Here is a 16,061-nt window from a genome sequence, read left to right as displayed (position 1 = left end):
TGAGCGCGGTGCAGCCCAGCGACTGCGCGAAGTCCGCGGCCACCTCCACATTGGCCCGGAACCGCTCGGACTCCTCCCCGGGAATCGACAGGGCACCGCGGTCGGGGCCGGGCAGCTGCCCGGCGTAGAAGTTCAGCCCCACCAGCTGGGTGCCCGCAGCGCGCAACGCCTCGCGCAGCGCGTCCAGCTCCTGCCGCGCGGGCACCGGGGCGTCCACCCAGGGCCACCACAGCTCCACCGCGCCGAACCCGGCGGCCGCGGCCGCCGCCGGACGCTCCAGCAACGGCAGTTCGGTGAACAGGATCGACAGGTTGACGTTGAAACGCACGTCCGAGAAGCCCATGAGGTATGAGCACCCTTCCGTATTGCGGAACTTTGTTTCTGCTGATTGGAACATTGCCCGCGGATCTCCGGACCTGTCAAGGGGTCGGCCCGCGGCGGCGCTAGTTTGGGGACATGGTGCGATTGCGAGTGGAATTCACGACGGAACCGTTCGATCTGGACGAAGCGCCCGCCCACGCGGTCGTGGGGCGCGACATCATCACGGGTGCCGGGCTGGACGCCGTCGACGTCGGCCCGTTCGGCAACACCGCCGAGGGGGAGGGCGAGAAGGTGCTCTCGGCGGTGGACGCGCTGCTGCGCAGGTCCTTGGAGGCCGGCGCCACCCGCGTCTCCCTCCAGGTCAACGTGATCGCGCCGGCCGGGGAGGACGCCACGTGACCGAGCCCGCCGACCACCCGTTCGTCCAGGCGGTGAAGCCGCTGGTGGACGCCATGGGCGCGGAGATGGTCGCACCGGACCAGGCGCGGGGTGACGATGTCGTCCTGGCCTGGGAAGGGCAGGACCGGGTCGCGGTACGGCTGCCGCACCTGTCCGAGTCGCTGGACCACCTCCTCGCCGAGCTGGAGCGCCGGCACGGGGTGCCGCTCAGCGATCTGGACCGCCGCACCAAGCAGTCGGTGGTCCGCATCCTGGAGGCGCGGGGCGCGTTCTCCGTGCGCCACGGGGTCGAGACGGTCGCCGGCGCGCTCGGTGTCAGCCGCTTCACCGTCTACAACTACTTGAACAGGGAGAATGCCGCGAAGGGGGCCGACTGACCCGGAAGCGGTGCCCGTTGGGCACTTGCGGGCGAGCCGCCGTACGGGCGAACCGGACGGCGGCTTTCTTGTTGCCGAGTTTTCAACAAAGTGTTGACGTGATGTTGCCGGAGGTCTTAGCTGTTTCCAGCCAAGCAGAGCCCGTACCGCACCAGGCCACGGAGGCTTCCCGTGTCTTCGAATCCGACGCCGGGTCTCGCCCGGTTCAACGCCGCAGCCGACCGTACGGCCCGTGCCGCACTGCGCGAGGCGTGCGCCAGCGAAGCGTGGGGGAGCCGACTCCTCGACCGACGCCCGTACCCCAGCACCGACGCCCTGTTCGCCGCCAGCGACGCCGCCATGGCCGAGCTGACCGCGGCGGACCTGGCCGAGGCGATGGCCGGGCACCCGCCCATCGGCCGGCCCACCCCGGGCGACGCGACCTCCTCCCGTGAACAGCGGGGGATGTCGGCGGCCGGGGACGACCTCAAGGCGGAGATGCTCGAACTGAACCTCGCCTATCAGGAGAAGTTCGGGCACGTCTTCCTGATCTGCGCCACCGGCCGGACCGGTGAGCAGATGCGGGACGCCGCCCGTAACCGGCTGGACAACACGCCGGAACAAGAACGCGAGATCGTCCGTACCGAACTGGGCAAGATCAATCGCATCCGGCTGGGCCGCCTCGTCGAGGACGCGGCGGACCCGGCAGACGCCGCAGAAGGAGCACGACCATGAGCAGTGAGACGGCCCGGCACGATACCTCGGTGTCCACGCACATCCTGGACACCAGCACGGGCCGCCCCGCGGAAGGCATCGCCCTCACGCTCTCGGTGCGCTCCGGACGCGGCGGGACCTGGGACGAGCACGGCGCCTCCAAGACCGACGCGGACGGACGCTGCAAGGACCTGCCGGCGCTGCCGCAGGGCACCACCCACGTACGCCTCGACTTCGAGACCGAGGCGTACCTCGCCAGCAAGGCCGCAACGGCCGACCAGCAAGCCGAGGAACAGCAGGACGCCCCCCGCGTAAGGGACAGCGGAGCTTTCTTCCCGGAAGTGGCGATCACCTTCGCCGTCCAGCCGGGTGAGCACTACCACGTACCGCTGCTGCTCAACCCGTTCGGCTACTCCGTATACCGAGGGAGCTAGCACCGACATGACCAACTCGTCCCGCTCCGCCCGCCCGGCGATGCTCGGCCAGAACCAGTACGGCAAGGCGGAGAACCGCGTCGTCCGCATCACCCGGGACGGCGACACCCACCACATCAAGGACCTCAACGTCTCGGTCGCGCTCTCCGGCGACCTCGAAGAGGTGCACCTCTCCGGCTCCAACGCCCACTGCCTGCCGACCGACACGACCAAGAACACCGTGTACGCCTTCGCCAAGGAACACGGCATCGAGTCGGCCGAACAGTTCGGCATCCACCTGGCCCGGCACTTCGTCACCAGCCAGGAACCGATCCACCGGGCCCGCATCCGCATCGAGGAGTACGCCTGGGAGCGCATCGAGACCTCCGAGGCCAACGCGAAATTCATCGGCGCCGACGAGGTCAGGCACTCCTTCGTCCGCAAGGGCCAGGAGACCAGGCTGACCCAGATCACCTACGACGGTGAACGCTGGCAGGTCATCTCCGGCCTGAAGGACCTGGTCGTGATGAACTCCACCAACTCCGAGTTCTGGGGCTACATCAAGGACCAGTACACGACGCTCAAGGAGGCGTACGACCGCATCCTGGCCACCGAGGTCTCCGGTCGCTGGCGCTTCAACTGGACTGACGACGACCAGCGGATGCCCAACTGGGAACGCTCCTACGCCCAGGTCAGGAAGCACCTGCTGGACGCCTTCGCGGAGACCTACAGTCTCTCGCTCCAGCAGACCCTGTACCAGATGGGCTCGCGGATCATCACCCACCGCGCGGAGATCGACGAGGTGCGGTTCTCCCTGCCGAACAAGCACCACTTCCTGGTGGATCTGGAGCCCTTCGGCCTGAAGAACGACACCCCCGACAGCGCCGTCTACTACGCGGCGGACCGCCCGTACGGCCTGATAGAAGCCACTGTCCTGCGCGACGGTGTCGAAGCCGGGATCCCGATGGATCTGACCAACCTCTGACGGCTCCCGACGCAGCGCCGTGCCTCGCCGGCCCTCCCCGTCCCGCAGCGGGGAGGGGCCCGCGAATCCTGTGAGGGGAACGACCCATGGCACAGCCACCGCACGTTGAGAAACACCCCGTCCCACCGGTTCACCCGGTGGACGAGAAGCCGGCTCCCAAGCGGCTCGTCCCCGCCGCTCTGCAGCACATCGCCGCCATGTACGCCGGCGTCGTCACCCCTCCGCTCATCATCGGCCAGGCCACCGGCCTGGACACCTCGGGCCGCACCCGGCTGATCGCCGCCAGCCTGCTGATCGCCGGCCTCGCGACCCTGCTGCAGACCCTCGGCGCCGGCCGGTTCGCCGGCAACCGCCTGCCGTTCGTCAACGCCGCCTCCTCGGCAGGCATCACACCGATGCTGGCCATCGCCGAGACCACCGCCAAAGGACACCAACTGCCCGCCATATACGGGGCGGTGATGGTCGGCGGCGCCTTCTGCCTCACCGTCGGCCCGTTCTTCGGCAGGCTGCTGCGCTTCTTCCCTCCGCTGGTCACCGGCGTCGTCATCACCCTCATCGGTGTCACCCTGATGCCCGTACCGGTCGGCTGGGCGCAGGGCGGCGACAAGGAGGCCGCCGACTTCGGCTCCATGAAGTACCTGGCGCTGGCCGCCTTCACGCTCGTGGTCATCCTGCTGATCCAGCGCTTCACCCGCGGCTTCGTCAAACAGATCGCCCTGCTGCTGGGGCTGGTCGCCGGTACCCTCGCCGCCGTGCCGTTCGGCATGGCGAGCTTCGACGCGCTGCGCGAGGCGCCCGTCGTCGCGCTGCCCACCCCCTTCGCCTTCGGCGCGCCGGAGTTCCAGCCCGCCGCCGTACTGTCCCTGTGCATCGTGATGCTGGTCCTGATGACCGAGTCCGCCGCCGGGATGCTCGCCCTCGGTGAGATCTGCGAACGGCCCACGACGGGACGGACCATCACCCGCGGGCTGCGCACCGACGGCCTCGCCACCCTCGTCGGACCGGTCTTCGGCGGCTTTCCCACCAGCGCCTTCGCGCAGAACGTCGGTGTCGTCTCGCTGACCCGGGTACGCAGCCGCTACGTCGTCGCCGTCGCCGGAGCCACCCTGCTCGTCCTCGGTGCCTTCCCCGTCCTCGGCGCGGTCGTCAACCTCGTCCCGATGCCCGTCCTCGGCGGTGCCGGCATCGTGCTGTTCGGCTCGATCGCGGTCAGCGGCATCCGTACGCTCGCCGAAGCCGGCCTCGACGACAGCTCCAACATCATCCTGGTGGCCGTCTCGCTGGGCGCGGGCATCATCCCGCTCGCCGCCCCGACGTTCTACGAGGACTTCCCCGCCTGGGCACAGACCGTGCTCGGCTCCGGCATCAGCGCCGGCGCGCTCGTCGCGGTCCTGCTCAACCTGTTCTTCCACCATCTCGGCACCCGGAGCACCAAGGGAGCAGCGGTCCTGTCAGCCGCTTCGCCCGGCTCCGGCACTCAAATCCCGTAGGGCCATGCCGTGCCCTCCCTCGGGCTCCCGACGAGCACGGGGGAAACCCATGCCGCATCTTCTAGGAGAACCACCATGGCAGCACCGGCATCCCCTGACAGCGCGGCGACGCGACGCATCGTCATCGAGAACTGCGCCATCGCGACCGTCGACGCCCACGACACCGAGTACGCCTCGGGCCATGTCGTGGTCGCCGGCAACCTCATCGAGTCGGTGGGCGCGGGCCGGGCCCCCGAGGGCCTGGCGAACGTCGTACGCCGTATCGACGGCACCGGCCACCTCGTCACCCCTGGCCTGGTCAACACCCACCACCACTTCTACCAGTGGATGACCCGGGGCATGGCCACCGACCACAACCTCTTCAACTGGCTGGTGGCCCTCTACCCGACCTGGGCCCGCATCGACGCGGCGATGCTCGCGGCCGCCACCCAGGGCTCGCTGGGCATGATGGTCAAGGGCGGCGTCACCACCGCCTCCGACCACCACTACGTCTTCCCGCGCGGCGCCGACGACCTGGTCGGCGCCGAACTGGCCGCCGCCCGCGAGATCGGCGCGCGCATCACCCTGGCCCGCGGCTCGATGGACCGCAGCGTCAAGGACGGCGGACTGCCGCCGGACTTCGCCGTCGAGACCACCGAGGGCGCGCTGAAAGCCACCGAAGAGGCCATCGACACCCACCACGACGCCTCCTTCGGCTCGATGGTGCACATCGCCGTGGCCCCCTGCTCGCCGTTCTCCATCTCCACCGAACTCCTGCGCCGGGGCGCGGAGTTGGCCCGGCGCAAGGGCGTGCGGCTGCACACCCACGGCTCGGAGACGGTCGAGGAGGAGAAGTTCTGCCACGAACTGTTCGGCATGGGCCCGACCGACTACTTCGAGTCCACCGGCTGGCTCGGCGAGGACGTGTGGATGGCGCACTGCGTCCACATGAACGACTCCGACATCGCCGCCTTCGCCCGGACGAGGACCGGCGTGGCGCACTGCCCGTCCTCCAACGCACGGCTCGCCGCCGGCATCGCCCGCGTACCCGACATGCTCGCGGCAGGCGTACCGGTCGGCCTCGGCGTGGACGGCACCGCCTCCAACGAGTGCGGCGAACTCCACACCGAACTGCGCACCGCGCTGCTGATCAACCGGCTCGGCGCGCACAAGGAGGCGGCCCTCGACGCCCGCAAGGCACTGCGCCTGGGCACCTACGGCGGCGCCCAGGTCCTGGGCCGGACGGCCGAGATCGGCTCCCTGGAGGCCGGCAAGCTGGCCGACCTGGTGCTGTGGAAGCTGGACGGTCTGGCCCACTCCACCATCGCCGACCCGGTGACCGCGCTGGTCTTCGGCGCCGCCGCGCCCGTCACGCTGTCCCTGGTCGACGGCGCGCCGGTGGTCGAGGACGGCCGGCTGGCCAACGTCGACGAGGAGACCGTCGCACGCACCGCGCGGGCCGAGTCCCAGCGCCTGGTCCGTATCGCCGCCGAGGGCTGATCCCCGCCCGGCGGCCCGAGAACTCGGCCGGGGGGACGGCCCCGGCCGGGGGCTTGTGGATCCGAGCGGGATCCACAAGCGCCGGAACCCGGGGGCACGGAGGCCTCTCTCCGTGCCCCCGGCCCGGTACCGCTGCACCTCGTCGCCCCCCAACTACTGTCCTATGTACGTCATGTGACTGACCGTCACACCGTTCCACGCGCCACGAGCGCGGACCGCTGCACCACCGCACCGACGCACGCCCTCCGTGACAGGCTCGCGCCGCCGCCCCCCTCGCGGCGCAGAAATCGAAGGAGGCCCGCAGTGGCCGCACCCTCAGGGCGGACGGCACAGGGCGACCGGAAGCATCCGGTCGACGAGACCCTCCCGCCCTTCAAGATGTTCACCAGCGGCCTGCAGCACGTGGCCGCCATGTACGCGGGCGTGGTGGCCCCGCCGATGATCGTGGGCCCGGCCTGCGGGCTGAGTCCCACCGAGACCGCGTTCCTGATGGGCGCCAGCCTCTTCACCGCGGGCATCGCCACCCTGCTGCAGACCCTCGGCTTCTGGAAGATCGGCGCCAAGCTGCCGTTCGTCAACGGCGTCTCGTTCGCCGGGGTGACGCCGATGGTCGCCATCGGCACGGCACAGGACCCCGGCGACGCGCTGCCCGTCATCTTCGGCGCGGTGATCGTCGCCGGTGTCCTCGGTTTCCTCCTCGCGCCCTACTTCTCCAAGCTGGTGCGGTTCTTCCCGCCGGTCGTCACCGGCACCGTCATCACCCTGATCGGTGTCTCCCTGCTGCCCGTCGCCTTCAACTGGTCCCAGGGCGGCGACGCCCGGGCGCACGACTACGGCTCCCTGACCAACATCGGCATGGCGGCGCTCACCTTCGTCGTCGTACTGGTGCTGCGCCGGGTGCTGCGCGGCTTCCTCCAGCAGATATCCATCCTGCTCGGCCTGGTCGCCGGCACGCTGATCGCGATACCCGTCGGCATCACCGACTTCGGAGCGATCACCGAGGCGGACCTCGTCGGCTTCCCGGCGCCGTTCCACTTCGGCGCGCCGCAGTTCGACATCGCGGCGATCATCAGTATGTGCATCGTCATGCTGGTCTGCATGACCGAGTCCACCGCCGACATGCTCGCCCTCGGCAAGATCGTGGGCCGGCCCGCCGACGAGCGCACCATCGAGGGCGGCCTGCGCGCCGACACCCTCGGCACCGCCCTCAGCCCGCTCTTCAACGGCTTCGCCAACAGCGCCTTCGCGCAGAACATCGGCCTGGTCGCGATGACCAAGGTGCGCAGCCGGTTCGTCGTGGCCACCGGTGGCCTGATTTTGATCGTGCTGGGCCTGTGCCCGGTCGCCGCCTCGGTGATCTCGCTCGTCCCGCTGCCGGTGCTGGGCGGCGCGGGCATCGTGCTGTTCGGCTCGGTCGCCGCCAGCGGCATCCAGACGCTGGCCACGGCCGCGATGGACAAGGGGGAGAACGCGCTGATCGTGGCGGCCTCGGTCGGCATCGGCCTGATCCCGATCGCGGCGCCGCGGTTCTACCACGACTTCCCCAAGGACATGCTGGTCGTCCTGGACTCCGGCATCAGCATCGGCTGCCTCGTCGCCATCGTGCTCAACCTCGCCTTCAACCACCTCGGCAAGCGGCGCGGGGATCCGCCGCTGGGGGTGGTCCCGCAGCAGCCGGAGCGGGGCGCGGCGGGCCAGGAGGCGGCTCCGGCCCACTGATCCGCACAGCCCGGCGGCCCGTACCGCACCGGATGTCCCGGTACGGTACGGGCCGCGCAACTGCTCGGCCGACGCCTCGCTCAGCCGATGTGGAACGAGTCCCCGTACACCTTCCAGTCCAGCGGCGGGTTCAGGTTCAGGTTGCCCTTCTTGAGGAAGACGCGCTGCGCGGTGTCCACGCGGCTGGTGTCGCTGTGCGCCTCCTCCTGCTTCATCGCCCACACCCGGGCGTCCAGGAAGGCGTTGAGGTACGCCTTCTCGTCGCCGCCCTGGGCCGGGGCCTTCGCCTTGGCCAGGGCCCGCTTGCGGATGTTGGTGAAGCTGGTCTTGTCGCTGCCGTCACCGTGCATGACGAGCGCGTCGTAGTACGCGAACTGGCCCAGCACGCCGATCTTGTCGGCCTTGCCCTGCTTGACCGCCGGGTTGAAGTAGACCCGGTCCCGCTCGTCGTTCTGCGCCTTCTGGAAGTCCTTGTCCTGGGCGGCCTTCTTCCAGTCCTTCTCGAAGGCGGAGCCCAGGCCCGCGTGCGAGTCGCTGCCGTTGACCTTGCGCAGCGCGGGCAGGTACTTCGCCAGGACGTTGCCGGGCTTGCGCTGGGTGTACAGCTCGACCAGGTCCAGCATGTCGCCGGTGCCGGAACAGAAGCCGATGATGCCGGCGGTGTAGCCGCGGCCGTCCTTGATGTCCTCGATGTAGGCGTACTGCTTCTTCCAGTCCAGCGAGGAGTTCTCGGCGCTGGAGACCAGCTGCATGGCGATCTCCTTCTTCGCCGGGTCGTCCAGGCCGGCCGCCGCCTTGGCGGTGGCGCGGGCCGCGGCCGGTGCCTGGCCGGTGGCGGCGACCGCCGTACCGGCGACGGCGGTGGCGGGCACGGCGAGCAGGACCAGGCCGAGGGTCAGTCCGGTGGCGGGCTTGCGGAGCGCCTTGCCTATGGATCGGGCACGCATGGTTGTCCTCCAGTGGGGAGCGGGCCGGGTGAGGGCCGGGGTGCGGTGAGGGATCCCAATCGTTAGGAAGCTTTCCTATCAGACTCCGGCGAGGGCCGTCACCGGTCAGATCGCGCCAACCGTCGGCGTATCAGACACCTTTCGCCGCGTCGCCGGACGGCCGCCAGACGTACGGCACGGTCGTGGCGGCGCTGATCAGGCCCAGCCGGTTGAGGATGGGACGGCTGGTTTCCATGGCGTCGACCTGCACGTACCGGAAGCCGCGGGCCACCGCGAGCGCCGCCCGGTGTGCCACCAGGGCGCGGTAGACGCCCTTGCCGCGCCAGTTGGGCAGCGTCGAGCCGCCCCACAGCGAGGTGAAGGACGTGCCCTGGTGGAAGCGCATCCACGCTGCCGAGACCACCTCGCCGGCCAGCGACTCCGCCACGGTCACCGTGCAGGGGTCGCCGTCCCGCCCCGCCACCCACTCCTCCATGGCCGGCGCCAGCCAGCTCCGGTCGTCGGCCCAGACGGTCGCGGCCAGTTCCCCGATGCGGTCGAAGTCGGCGCGGCCGGTGACCTCGCGCAGCCGTACGCCCTCGGGCAGCGGCGCCCCGCCGGGCGGCCCGGCGATCTCCGCCGCCTCGCCGATGACGACCGTCTCCGGTTCGTCCGGTACGAATCCGGCGGCGGTCAGCCGGTCCGGCAGGTCGGCGGGCAGGTCGTGGCCGTGGTACTTCCACTCGACCGGCAGTCCGCGGGCGGCGAAGTGGTCACGCTGGGCGGCGATGAAGGCGTCCAGCTCCGCCCCGTCGAGTCCGCCCAGGTCGCGGTAGAGGATCAGGCCGCCCTGGGCGGGAAGGGTCCTGCGCAGTACGGGGCCGATCCGCTCGGTGTCCTGAGTGTCCGGCGCGAAACCGCGGTCCCGCATCTGCTCGTCGTACGCCGCGCGGTAGGCGGCGGCTCGCACTGACTCGGTGTCTTGTGTGGTCACCGGCGTCACTCCACCACAGGCCGCGGCCGGCGGCCATCGAATTCGGCCGCGGCGTGGCGCATCGGCGTCAGGCCGTCGCGGCGGGCTCCGGGGGTGTGCCGAGCAGCCGGGTGAGCAGTTCTCTGATGCCCGGGCCCGGGTCGAAGACATCGGCGGGGAAAGAGAGTTGGTGGAAGGCGATGCCGTCGAGGTAGTCGAAGAGGATTTCGCAGTGCCGCTGCGGCGCCGACGACCCGAAGCGTCGCATCCACTCCGTGCCCCAGCCGACGACGGCCTCGCGCCCTCGGGTGAGGGCGGGCCGCAGCTCGGGCCGGGCGGAGGCTTCCAGGTAGAGGGCGTAACGGGCGGCGGTCCTGGCGCGCTCGGGGCCGGTCGCGTACAGGAGGAACCGGGTCACGGCGTCCGCGAGTTCGGGCACGCCGGCCGGGTCGCTCTGCCGGGCGAACTCCTCCCAGTCGCGCCGCTCCAGCGCCTCCAGGTGGGCGACGATGCCGTCGATCAGGGCGCCGCGGTTGCGGAAGTAGTTGGAGGTGGTGCCCGACGGTACCTCCGCGGCGGCGTCCACCGCCTGGTAGGTGAGCCGCCGGGGCCCCTCGGTGCCCAGTACCGCGATCGCCGCGTCCAGGACCTGCTCCCGCCGTCGTGCCACCCTGACGCACCTCTCGTTACTATGTTTGTAGTGTCGATTCACTATAAACATAGTAACGTGGTCGGGCATGAAGCTGACACCACGCACGGCAGCTGTCGTCGGCGGCGGCATCGGCGGTCTCGCCACCGCCCTCCACCTGCGCGAAGGCGGCTGGTCGGTCGACGTCTTCGAACGCGCCCGCCGCCTTCCCGCAGCCGGCACCGCCCTCGGGCTGTGGCCCGGCGCGCTCGCCGCCCTGGACACCCTCGGCCTCGGCGAACAAGTGCGGGACCGGAGCCGGCCGCAGACCGCCGGCGCCTTCCTGCGCCCCGACGGCGGGCGCATCGCCACCCTCGACGTCGCCGCCCTCCAACGGCGCACCGGCGATGTCGTCCGCCTGATCTCCCGCCCCGAACTGCTGGCCCTCCTGTACGAGGCGGCCGGCGGCGAGGGATCGGTCGCCTTCGGCCGCCCGGTCGACGACATCCGGGCACTGGACGGCGCGTACGACGTGGTGATCGCGGCAGACGGCCTCAACAGCGGCGCACGCACGGCCCTGTTCGGGCCGCGGTACCGCGCCCGCTACGTCGGCGCGTCGTCCTGGCGCGGCACGGTCGACGGCGACACCGGCGCCGTCACCGAGACCTGGGGCGAGGGGCTGCGGTTCGGCGTCACGCCCGCCACGGGCGGGCGCACCAACTGGTTCGCCTGCGCGGTGGCGCCGGAAGGGCAGCGCGAGCCGGGCCGCGAGGCCGCCGTGCTGCGCTCCCGCTTCGGGCACTGGCACGCCGGTGTACGGCACGTACTGGAGCGGCTGGACGAGCCCGGGGTGCTGCGGCTGGATCTGTACCACCTCGATCCGCCGCTGCCTTCGTACGTCCGGGGCCGCACCGCGCTCATCGGGGACGCCGCCCACGCCATGACGCCCGACCTGGGGCGCGGGGCCTGTGAAGCGCTGCTCGACGCCGTGGAGTTGGCCCGGGCCCTGCGGGTGTCGTCCGACGTGACGACGGCCCTCCGTACGTATGATCATGAACGGCGTTCCGCGACCCAGCGGCTGGCGCGCACGGCGCGCCTGATGAACCGGATGGCGCACGCGCGGCGGCTGACGGGCCTGCGGAACGCGGCGATGCGGGCCGCGCTGACGCTCGGCGGGCCGCCGGCCTGAGGGGTGGCGGGTGCCGAGAGTGCTGGCGTTTTGCCCGATACGCTGCATTCGTCCTGACCGTCAGTCAAGTGCGCGCCCGACGCCACGGAGAGGGGTTCCGCGGTGGACCCGAACGCTCAGCACCCACACGCCCGGCAGCCGGACACCGAGCCCTCGCGCAGAGCCGCCCCCGCGCCCGGAGGCGTACCCCCGGACACGCGGTCCGCGTCCCCGGACGCACGGTCCGACCCCCCGGGCGCGCGTTCGGAGCCCCCGGCCGCCGACGACCTGGAAACCGCCGTCGACCGCCTGATGCCCGGCATCCGCGACGACCTCAAGCGGCTCGCGGCGATCCCCTCGGTCGCCTTCCCCGGCCACCCGCCCGAGCCGGTCCTCGCGGCACGCGACGAACTCCTCGCCCTGCTGCGCGCCGCCGGCGTCACCGACCTCGGACAGCTCGACCTCCCGGGCACCGCGCCGGTCATCACGGGCACCGTCCCGCCGCCGTCCCCGGATGCCCCCACCGTCCTCCTGTACGGCCACTACGACGTCCAGCCCGCGGGCGACCTCCGCCTGTGGACGTCGCCGCCCTTCGAGCCCACCGACTTCGACGACCCGCACGGCGGCCCTGCCATCCGGGCCCGCGGCATCGCCGACTGCAAGGCCAACCTCCTGGTCCACCTCGGCGCGCTGCGCGCCCACGGCGGTCGGCCCCCGGTCGGCATCAAGATCGTCTTCGAGGGGCAGGAGGAGTACGGCAGCCCCTTCGACGACTACCCGCCCACCGACCCCGAACGCTTCGCCTGCGACGCGATGGTCATCGCCGACGCGGGCAACCTTCGCGCCGGTACGCCCACCCTCGTCACCGGCCTGCGCGGCGCCGCCGAACTGACCGTGGAGGTGCGCACCCTCGACGAGGCCGTGCACAGCGGCGAATACGGCGGCGCCGCCCCGGACGCGCTGCTCGTCCTGCTCAACGCCCTGGCCACCCTGCACGACGTGCACGGTGACGTCGCCGTGGAAGGGCTGCGCCGCGAACCGTGGACCGGTACCGCCCTCACCGAGACGGAGTTCCGCGAACTGGCCGGCGTACGGGAAGAACTGCCGCTCCTCGGCTCCGGCAGCCTCGGCGAGCGCCTGTGGAGCGGCCCGGCCGTCACCGTCATGGGCCTGGACGCCCCCTCGGTGGACCAGGCCGCCTCGGCCGTCGTGCCGTACGCCCGCGCCAAGCTCAACCTGCGCTGCCACCCGCGCCAGGACCCGAAGGAAGCGCTCGACGCGCTCGTACGGCATCTGGAGCGGCTGCGTCCGTTCGGCGTTCCGCTGACCGTGACACCCGGCGACGCGGGCGCCGGCTTCGAGGCCCGTACCGGTGGACCCGCCTACCGCGCCGCCGAGGCCGCGATGCGCCGCGCGTGGGGCGCCGAGCCCGTGCACACCGCGGGCGGCGGCTCCATCCCGCTCGTCAACGGCCTCGCGCGCGCCGTACCGGAAGCCGAGGTGCTGATCTTCGGCGCCGAGGACAAACAGTGCAACCTGCACGCGCCCGACGAACGGGTGCTGCTCTCGGAGCTGCGCGCCGCCGTCCTGGCGGAGGCCGTCTTCCTGCGCGAGTACGCCGCCGCCTTCCGTACCGGGGCCGCCGCGTGAGTGTCCCGATGCCCGACGAGAACCCCCGGCCCGCCGAAGAAGCCCCGACCGCCGGACAGCCCCGGTCCACCGCGACGGCCGACGCCGGCCCCGGCAACGGGCCGCGGCGCCCCCGGCGCGGGTTCACCTTCCCCAGCGCCCTGACCGTCCTGGTCGTCGTGACCCTCGCGGTCTGGCTCCTGGCCTTCTTCATCCCCTCCGGCACCTACGACCGCGACGGCGACGGCACCCCACAGCAGGGCACCTACCACCGCACCCCCTCCGGCCAGTCCTTCACCGACCGCCTCAACGACCTCTTCCTGTCCCCGGTCAACGGCCTCTACGGAGTGCAGGACGCCAAGACCGGGCAGGTCGGCCCGACGCTGGCCGGCGAACTCTACGGCAGCGCGGGTGTGTTCCTGTTCGTGCTGGCCATCGGCGCGTTCATCACGGTCGTCTTCTCCACCGGGGCCCTCGACCGCGGCATCGGTCGGCTGGCCCACCGCCTCCGCCACCGCGGCGCCCTGCTGATCGCGGGCGTGATGGCGGTCTTCTCGCTGCTCGGCACGGTCGAGGGGTTCGCCGAGGAGACGCTCGGCTTCTACGGTCTGGTCGTACCGCTGATGCTGGCACTCGGGTACGACCGGATGGTGGCCACCGCGACGATCATCCTCGGAGCGGGCATCGGCGTCCTGTGCTCCACCGTCAACCCCTTCGCCACCGGCGTCGCCTCCTCCGCAGCGGACATCTCGCTCGGCGACGGCATCGCGCTGCGGGTGGTGATGTGGCTGGTGCTGACCGCCGTCACCATCGGCTACGTGGTGCGCTACGCGCGGCGCGTGCGGGCCGACCCGGACCGCTCCCTCGTCGGCTTCCTGCCCGGCGACCGGGACCGCGCGCGGGCCGCCGACGACGCGGCGGAACCGCCGCCGCTGACCGGGCTGCACAAGACCGTGCTGGTCACCGTCGCGCTGGTGTTCGCCTTCATGATCTTCTCGGTGATCCCGTGGGCCGGCGCGCTCACCGGGGACGCCGACGCCGCGCCGTACGCCTTCGAACTGGGCTGGTCCTTCCCCCAGCTGGCCGCCCTGTTCGTCGCGGCCTCGATCCTCGTCGGGGTCCTCGCGCGGATGGGCGAACAGAAGCTCAGCTCGACGTTCGTGCAGGGGGTCGCCGAGTTCATCTCACCGGCCCTGGTGATCGTGCTCGCCCGGGGGGTGACGACCATCATGAACAACTCGCGCATCACGGACACCGTTCTGCATGCCGTCGAGGGCGCGGTCTCCGGCACCCCGTCGGCCCTGTTCGGCATCATGGTCTACGTCGTCAACCTGCCGCTGGCCTTCCTCATCCCGTCCACGTCGGGCCACGCCACCCTCGCCATGCCGATCCTGGCCCCGCTGGCCGACTTCGCGCACGTCTCACGCGCGGTGGTCGTCACGGCCTGGCAGGCGGCCAGCGGGTGGATGAACCTGTGGGTACCGACCACCGCCGTCATCATGGGCGGTGTCTCGCTGGCCAAGGTCGGCTACGACAAGTACCTGCGCTTCGTCTGGCCCCTGCTCGCCCTCCTCGCCGTTCTGATCTGCGGCTTCGTGGGGCTGGGGGCGGCGCTGACCTGAGCGGGCCGGCCGGCCCGCGCGTCACAGGAGAGCGGTCGGCTCCGGTGACGCGGGCCGCGGCTTGCAGGTGAAGCCGAGCCGGCGCAGCGCCCGTACCATCTCCCCGGCGCTGAAGTCCCGCGGGTCCTGGCCGGTGACGATGCGGCCGACCTGTTTGACGGGGTAGGCGACGGAGCCGACGAGCACGGAGTCGCCGGTGACAGGCTCCGGTTCGACCCCGCTCATCTTCTGTTCCACCTCGTTCGCCTGAAGGTAGAAGAAGACGCCGGCGATGGTGACACGCATACTGCCTCGACAAGGGTGAGCAGGAATGGAGCCGAGCCCCCACCTTCTCACGTGGCCCGCTCCTCCGGTGCCCCGATCGCCGCCGGATTCCGGGGTCACGGGGAACCCGGGGCACCGTTCCGGGCCCCGCGCACCCGCAGTCCGGCGATCTCGGTGTGCGGCGGCCGGTCCCCGGCCAGCAGCAGGGTGGTGATGCGGTCGGCGGGCCCGGCGGCGAAGTGCACCCGGCCGCCTTCGAGCGGTACGACGGTGCCGCTCGCGTCCACCGGGACGCCGGTGAGCGCGCTGAGCCAGGTGGCGGCGCCGTGCGGGTCGGGCGTCTCGACCACGAACCCGGCGAGGTCGAAGGCGCCCCGGTCGACACGGCCGGAGGCCTCGTGCTCGCGGCGGAGCGCGGGGTCGGTGTGGACGGTGATGAAGAACGGGGCCCAGGGCGGCACGCCGGAGCCCGTGAGCATCACCTCCTGGAAGGTGACCCGGCCCTCCAGGAAGGAGAAGTCGTGCACGTCAAGGCCGTGGCCCGCGCGGCGCAGCCGCTCGGCCGTGGCGGCGGAGTCCACGACGTGCACCGCGAAGTTCAGCGGGCCGCCGCCGGCCGCCAGGAGCGCGTCGATACGGGGCTGCCACTGGGCCGTCGCCCGGCCGAAGGCGGAGAGCGCGTACGTCGCCGGGTCGACGACGGTGAGGATTTCGACGTACCGGTCGTCCAGCCGCCACGCGCCGTTCTGGAAGCCCTCGTGCACCGGGTTGGTGTGCGCGGGCAGCCCGGCGGCCGTGTAGTCCCGTACGGCGGCGGCCACGTCCGGCACGCAGTGCAGCAGGTGGTCGAAGCGCGGTGCTTCGGTCGGGCGGAGATCCGGGGTACGGATCGGCTGTGTGGTGGTCATGGACACCCTCCCCAAGTAGGTAAGGGCACCCTAACCGTACCGGGTTGAGAGGGCCCGTGCGGGTGGC

17 protein-coding genes are annotated in these 16,061 nt (G+C 71.5%); 11 read left to right on the top strand and 6 right to left on the bottom strand.

Annotation, left to right across the window (positions count from 1 at the left end):
* Nucleotides 1-343, bottom strand: a 343-nt coding sequence (locus JXZ78_RS36420; protein ID WP_238783620.1) for a TIM barrel protein, incomplete at its 3' end; no start/stop codon positions are given.
* A 116-nt stretch (nt 344-459) separates the two neighbouring features.
* Here JXZ78_RS36420 and JXZ78_RS36415 point away from each other — a divergent pair.
* The 8 genes from JXZ78_RS36415 to JXZ78_RS36380 all read left to right on the top strand — a co-directional run bounded on the left by JXZ78_RS36415 (nt 460) and on the right by JXZ78_RS36380 (nt 7,876).
* Nucleotides 460-720 carry a YkoF family thiamine-binding protein gene (locus JXZ78_RS36415; protein WP_078624746.1) on the top strand — a complete coding sequence of 87 codons (261 nt, stop codon included), beginning with the start codon at nt 460-462 and terminating at the stop codon, nt 718-720.
* Nucleotides 717-1,097 carry a helix-turn-helix domain-containing protein gene (locus tag JXZ78_RS36410; RefSeq protein ID WP_030025205.1) on the top strand — a complete coding sequence of 127 codons (381 nt, stop codon included), beginning with the start codon at nt 717-719 and terminating at the stop codon, nt 1,095-1,097. Before JXZ78_RS36415 ends, JXZ78_RS36410 begins: the two co-directional genes overlap by 4 nt.
* 171 nt (nt 1,098-1,268) lie before the next feature.
* Nucleotides 1,269-1,811, top strand: a complete 543-nt coding sequence (gene uraD, locus JXZ78_RS36405; RefSeq protein ID WP_030025204.1) for a 2-oxo-4-hydroxy-4-carboxy-5-ureidoimidazoline decarboxylase — start codon at nt 1,269-1,271, stop codon at nt 1,809-1,811.
* Nucleotides 1,808-2,224 carry a hydroxyisourate hydrolase gene (uraH, locus tag JXZ78_RS36400; protein WP_030025203.1) on the top strand — a complete coding sequence of 139 codons (417 nt, stop codon included), beginning with the start codon at nt 1,808-1,810 and terminating at the stop codon, nt 2,222-2,224. The genes uraD and uraH overlap by 4 nt, the downstream gene beginning before the upstream one ends.
* Nucleotides 2,225-2,231: 7 nt before the next feature.
* The gene (gene pucL / locus JXZ78_RS36395) at nt 2,232-3,188 is read left to right on the top strand and encodes a factor-independent urate hydroxylase (RefSeq protein ID WP_030025202.1); all 957 of its coding nucleotides are present in this window, start codon (nt 2,232-2,234) and stop codon (nt 3,186-3,188) included.
* An 86-nt stretch (nt 3,189-3,274) separates the two neighbouring features.
* A complete protein-coding gene (locus JXZ78_RS36390; RefSeq protein ID WP_030025201.1) occupies nt 3,275-4,678 on the top strand; it encodes a nucleobase:cation symporter-2 family protein in 1,404 nt (467 codons plus the stop codon).
* Nucleotides 4,679-4,753: 75 nt separating this feature from the next.
* Nucleotides 4,754-6,157, top strand: coding sequence for an 8-oxoguanine deaminase (locus tag JXZ78_RS36385; protein ID WP_030025199.1), 1,404 nt, complete (start codon nt 4,754-4,756; stop codon nt 6,155-6,157).
* Between the two features lie 303 nt (nt 6,158-6,460).
* Nucleotides 6,461-7,876: a nucleobase:cation symporter-2 family protein gene (locus JXZ78_RS36380; protein ID WP_030025197.1), complete on the top strand. Its 1,416-nt coding sequence runs from the start codon at nt 6,461-6,463 to the stop codon at nt 7,874-7,876.
* 80 nt (nt 7,877-7,956) lie between these two features.
* Here the strand turns inward: JXZ78_RS36380 and JXZ78_RS36375 are convergent, their stop codons facing one another.
* From JXZ78_RS36375 to JXZ78_RS36365, 3 genes are all read right to left on the bottom strand, one after another.
* Complete coding sequence (locus tag JXZ78_RS36375) at nt 7,957-8,823, bottom strand: chitosanase (RefSeq protein ID WP_030025195.1); 867 nt, start codon at nt 8,821-8,823, stop codon at nt 7,957-7,959.
* Nucleotides 8,824-8,953: 130 nt separating this feature from the next.
* Nucleotides 8,954-9,796: a GNAT family N-acetyltransferase gene (locus JXZ78_RS36370; protein WP_050503116.1), complete on the bottom strand. Its 843-nt coding sequence runs from the start codon at nt 9,794-9,796 to the stop codon at nt 8,954-8,956.
* 67 nt (nt 9,797-9,863) lie between these two features.
* The gene (locus JXZ78_RS36365) at nt 9,864-10,445 is read right to left on the bottom strand and encodes a TetR/AcrR family transcriptional regulator (RefSeq protein ID WP_030025192.1); all 582 of its coding nucleotides are present in this window, start codon (nt 10,443-10,445) and stop codon (nt 9,864-9,866) included.
* A 67-nt stretch (nt 10,446-10,512) separates the two neighbouring features.
* Between JXZ78_RS36365 and JXZ78_RS36355 the strand changes: the two genes are divergently transcribed.
* From JXZ78_RS36355 to JXZ78_RS36345, 3 genes are all read left to right on the top strand, one after another.
* Nucleotides 10,513-11,592 carry an FAD-dependent monooxygenase gene (locus JXZ78_RS36355; RefSeq protein WP_275128566.1) on the top strand — a complete coding sequence of 360 codons (1,080 nt, stop codon included), beginning with the start codon at nt 10,513-10,515 and terminating at the stop codon, nt 11,590-11,592.
* Between the two features lie 102 nt (nt 11,593-11,694).
* The gene (locus tag JXZ78_RS36350) at nt 11,695-13,221 is read left to right on the top strand and encodes a M20/M25/M40 family metallo-hydrolase (protein WP_372498477.1); all 1,527 of its coding nucleotides are present in this window, start codon (nt 11,695-11,697) and stop codon (nt 13,219-13,221) included.
* An 8-nt stretch (nt 13,222-13,229) separates the two neighbouring features.
* Nucleotides 13,230-14,822: a YfcC family protein gene (locus JXZ78_RS36345; RefSeq protein WP_050503115.1), complete on the top strand. Its 1,593-nt coding sequence runs from the start codon at nt 13,230-13,232 to the stop codon at nt 14,820-14,822.
* Between the two features lie 21 nt (nt 14,823-14,843).
* Here the strand turns inward: JXZ78_RS36345 and JXZ78_RS36340 are convergent, their stop codons facing one another.
* Both JXZ78_RS36340 and JXZ78_RS36335 read right to left on the bottom strand, forming a co-directional pair.
* Nucleotides 14,844-15,107 carry an SCO5918 family protein gene (locus JXZ78_RS36340; RefSeq protein WP_030025184.1) on the bottom strand — a complete coding sequence of 88 codons (264 nt, stop codon included), beginning with the start codon at nt 15,105-15,107 and terminating at the stop codon, nt 14,844-14,846.
* A 95-nt stretch (nt 15,108-15,202) separates the two neighbouring features.
* Nucleotides 15,203-15,994 carry a VOC family protein gene (locus JXZ78_RS36335; RefSeq protein ID WP_030025182.1) on the bottom strand — a complete coding sequence of 264 codons (792 nt, stop codon included), beginning with the start codon at nt 15,992-15,994 and terminating at the stop codon, nt 15,203-15,205.
* Between the last annotated feature and the right edge of the window lie 67 nt (nt 15,995-16,061).

The sequence above is a fragment of the Streptomyces monomycini genome, from assembly GCF_022271435.1.
GTDB classification, from domain to species: domain Bacteria; phylum Actinomycetota; class Actinomycetes; order Streptomycetales; family Streptomycetaceae; genus Streptomyces; species Streptomyces monomycini.
The sequence above is the reverse complement of the archived record's forward strand: the minus strand, read 5'-3'. Positions and strand labels throughout refer to the sequence as shown.

What these genes read in the sequence shown, in the direction of transcription:
- uraH (WP_030025203.1), top strand. Translation starts at nt 1,808, where the DNA reads ATGAGCAGTGAGACGGCCCGGCACGATACCTCGGTGTCCACGCACATC.
- pucL (WP_030025202.1), top strand. Translation starts at nt 2,232, where the DNA reads ATGACCAACTCGTCCCGCTCCGCCCGCCCGGCGATGCTCGGCCAGAAC.
- JXZ78_RS36390 (WP_030025201.1), top strand. Translation starts at nt 3,275, where the DNA reads ATGGCACAGCCACCGCACGTTGAGAAACACCCCGTCCCACCGGTTCAC.
- JXZ78_RS36385 (WP_030025199.1), top strand. Translation starts at nt 4,754, where the DNA reads ATGGCAGCACCGGCATCCCCTGACAGCGCGGCGACGCGACGCATCGTC.
- JXZ78_RS36375 (WP_030025195.1), bottom strand. Translation starts at nt 8,823, where the DNA reads ATGCGTGCCCGATCCATAGGCAAGGCGCTCCGCAAGCCCGCCACCGGA.
- JXZ78_RS36355 (WP_275128566.1), top strand. Translation starts at nt 10,513, where the DNA reads ATGAAGCTGACACCACGCACGGCAGCTGTCGTCGGCGGCGGCATCGGC.
- JXZ78_RS36345 (WP_050503115.1), top strand. Translation starts at nt 13,230, where the DNA reads ATGCCCGACGAGAACCCCCGGCCCGCCGAAGAAGCCCCGACCGCCGGA.
- JXZ78_RS36340 (WP_030025184.1), bottom strand. Translation starts at nt 15,107, where the DNA reads ATGCGTGTCACCATCGCCGGCGTCTTCTTCTACCTTCAGGCGAACGAG.
- JXZ78_RS36335 (WP_030025182.1), bottom strand. Translation starts at nt 15,994, where the DNA reads ATGACCACCACACAGCCGATCCGTACCCCGGATCTCCGCCCGACCGAA.